This window comes from Novipirellula sp., from assembly GCF_041583735.1.
GTDB lineage: Bacteria > Planctomycetota > Planctomycetia > Pirellulales > Pirellulaceae > Novipirellula.
The window spans coordinates 1-3,213 of record NZ_JBFHFD010000828.1 but is presented as its reverse complement, the minus strand read 5'-3'; the positions used below and the strand labels follow the sequence as shown (position 1 = coordinate 3,213).

At 54.4% G+C, this 3,213-nt stretch carries 3 protein-coding genes; 1 reads left to right on the top strand and 2 read right to left on the bottom strand.

Going from position 1 to position 3,213, the window contains the following annotated elements:
• The coding region (locus tag ABX962_RS33360; protein ID WP_372725995.1) for a pyruvate kinase at positions 1-495 on the bottom strand (495 nt) is incomplete at its 3' end.
• Positions 496-879: 384 nt separating this feature from the next.
• Positions 880-2,307, bottom strand: coding sequence for a TonB-dependent receptor (locus ABX962_RS33355; protein WP_372725994.1), 1,428 nt, complete (start codon positions 2,305-2,307; stop codon positions 880-882).
• 574 nt (positions 2,308-2,881) lie between these two features.
• On the opposite strand from ABX962_RS33355, the gene ABX962_RS33350 reads away from it, so the two are divergent.
• Positions 2,882-3,213: glutamine synthetase III (locus ABX962_RS33350; RefSeq protein ID WP_372725996.1), on the top strand; the 332-nt coding region annotated here is incomplete at its 3' end.

Here is a 3,213-nt window from a genome sequence, read left to right as displayed (position 1 = left end):
GAGAATGCCATCGTCATCCTTGTCTAGAATTTGCATGCGGATCAGTCCGCTGTCGATCAAAATGGTCGCACCCACTTTGACGTCGCGGGCAAGATCGGGATAGTTGACCGAGACGCAAGGGCATTCCGGATCATGCGGAAAAGGATTCGAGGAAGCTTGCAGCCGGATTCGGTTTCCGACAATCAGCTCGATAGGCTTTTCGACCACCCCGGTGCGAATCTCGGGACCTTTGACGTCCATCATCACCGCAACGTGACGACCGACTTTGTCCGAGGTCTGGCGAATTCGCTTGGTGACATCGATGGCCCATTCGCCTGTTCCATGGGCCATGTTCAAGCGAAAGACATCGACACCTTGATTGATCAGTCGCGTCAAGCCTTCTTCGGACTGGGTTGCTGGTCCGAGCGTCGCGACGATTTTGGTGTGGCGATAGTGAGTGTGCCGGTACCGACGTACCGTGTCAGAAATCAACGTATCGGGCATTTCAGATAACATGGGCGTTGGGATTCAATGAAGGATGAGAGTCCAGAATCTATAAGGTGGCTGCGACAATTGCGAGCGCGACTTGCCAATGCCGGAATGACGCACACTGGACGCGATTATTGGCTGAATAAACGGGAAAGCGATGATCGCGAATGCGCAGCGGACCGACAAAACTCGCTTCGGCGGCGTTTTTTTAGCCTCCATCGCAGCGTCTTTGTTATCCAGGGGGTTTCAGTGCCCCTTTCGTGGGTTTTCTGTGTTTAAAGTCGCCGCTTCGTGGGCATGTCGATCGGTATCTTCTCGTTGGTGTCACGAGAGTGCTGATGACATGAGTGTGTTGATGTCGTGGCCGATTTAAGATTGAGATTCAAAGCCGAACGCGTGCGTTCGATTGAATTACGCGGGTTGGTAGTCGAAGTAATTTTTGTTTTTGATCACCTCAGCGACCGGTTTCGGCACCATTGTTTCCCAATCGGCGTCACCGTTTTTGATCATGCGGAGTACCTCGCGTGAGAAGATCTTTAAACAATCGACATCGTAATTTTCCACCGCGTTGATTTCGCCGCGGTCAAGCAGGTAGTGGTACAGCTTGCTGAGTTCGGGTTTGACTTCGAGATTGTCGCACGTCACAAGTTGGCCTGTCGCTGGATCCAGTAGCGGGTAGCAGTAAATCTTCAAGTCGTTCTTGAACAAGCGTCCAAACGATTCAAGGATTCCGCCTTCGAGGCTGGTGTAGTACTGCTCATCAAACAGTTCCAACAAGCTGCCGGCGCCCATCGTGATCGCGATACTTTCTTTGCTGTAACGCGACAGATAGGCGGCTAAACGGAAGTAGCGAAAGTAGTCCGAGATCAGCACGGGCATGCCACAGGCGGCCATGACGTCAGCGCGAGCGAGGAAGTCGCGCAAATCAATTTCACCTTCGGCCTTGAGGTTGTTCATCGTGATCTCCATCACTTGAACCACTTCTTTACCGGCGACGCTTGGCAGCTGAGAAAACTTTTCGTGCGCCCCACGTAGCATATCGAGATTGACGTTGCACACCGGGCGAAAGCTGCCCCGTTCGACCAAGATCGGTTTGCGGTAAAAGAACTCCGATGGCTGCAGCACTTCGCCGCTGCTGGCGAACATCGCTGCACCGCTCAGACCGAGTTCGACAAGTTTCAGGCTCATCAATCGGTTATCGACGTGGCGGAACGCGATCCCCGAAAACTCGATCATGTCGATTTCAATCCGCGAAGTCGAAAGTCCATCGAGCAGCGAATCGACAAGCAGTTCGGGTTCATGGTGCAGCGCGAAGGCGCCATGCACGAGGTTCACCCCGACGATCCCGAGTGCTTCTTGCTGTAGCGCCGCCTCCTCGTCAAGCATTCGCACATGGATAATGATTTGGCTATCGTCGTCGCGTGGATGAGCTTGGAACTTGATTCCCATCCAGCCATGGCACTCATTGGTCCCTTGGAAATTTCTCGCCGAGACGGTGTCGGCAAAGGCAAAGAAGGCTGTGGTGTCGCCGCGAACCTCGCGAAGTCGATCCAGATTCAGGCGGTGTTCGTAATCGAGCATCGCTTGCAATCGTTCGCGACAGACGTAACGCGAGGCGCGTCCGTAAATCGCGTCGCTGACCTTCATGTCATACGCAGACATACTTTTGGCGATCGTGCCGGCACCGCCGCCAACGCGAAAGAACCAGCGAACGACTTCTTGCCCTGCTCCGATTTCGGCGAACGTGCCGTAACGCCGTGGATCTAGGTTCACATCAAGCGCCTTTTGATGTGTGTCCTTTGGAGTCGGAGATTGTTTCGTCGGATGGAAGCGATGCATGAAAGTCGGTGGAGCTGGGGGTGACGAAGGGGAGAGCGAGAATGTTGCTTGAGAATTCCGCACGCCTTGCAACGCATAAACCATGCCGCCATGGAACAAATGAGTTTCCGTCGCGTAATTGCGGTCAAAATGCCCCCTCAGCCATTCCCTTGGATAGGTCGGGGTGCCCATCGAATAGGCAGTAGATGCCCTGAATTGTTGCATGTGAGATGGTGTGTCGTGATGCTCGGCGAGGGAATTCGTTTTCGCAAAGAATTGCGGGGGGCGGATCAAAATGCGACCAAACCACGTAAAACGCCGGTGGCAGAGACGCCGGGGAGAAGTCACGCCGGAGCTTGACGCGTTGGATAGCGGACTTAATTCGGGATAGGTACAGGGTTTGCGATATGCGGGGGGGCGAACGTGGATGGCGGTGTTGTTCCTTTATCGGTGCAGCGTGCCTTATTCACGGCCACGCAAGTTAACTTTTCTCCCAACAACGCCGGATTGAAAGATGAGCACAACGCTGACTGCCGAGACAAAAAGCAATTCCCGTGGGCCAGCCAGCAATGGAGCCGCGGCGACCTCGCCCGGTATGAGTCCGCGGCTTTCGGCGATCGCAGCCGTGACGGGCTACAAGTCGAATACGCCTGCGATGGATTTTTCAGAAACTCCGATGCAGGATCTGTTCTGCGCCAATGTGTTTAGCAAGAAGGTGATGCAAGAGCGGCTGCCCAAGCCGGTATACAAATCGTTGGTCAAGACAATCGAATCGGGTGAAAAGCTGGATCCGACCGTGGCCGACGCGGTTGCCTCGGCGATGAAAGATTGGGCGCTCAGCAAGGGAGCGACTCATTACGCACACGTTTTTTATCCGTTGACCGGTGCCACGGCGGAGAAGCATGACAGTTTCTTGTCGCCCGATGG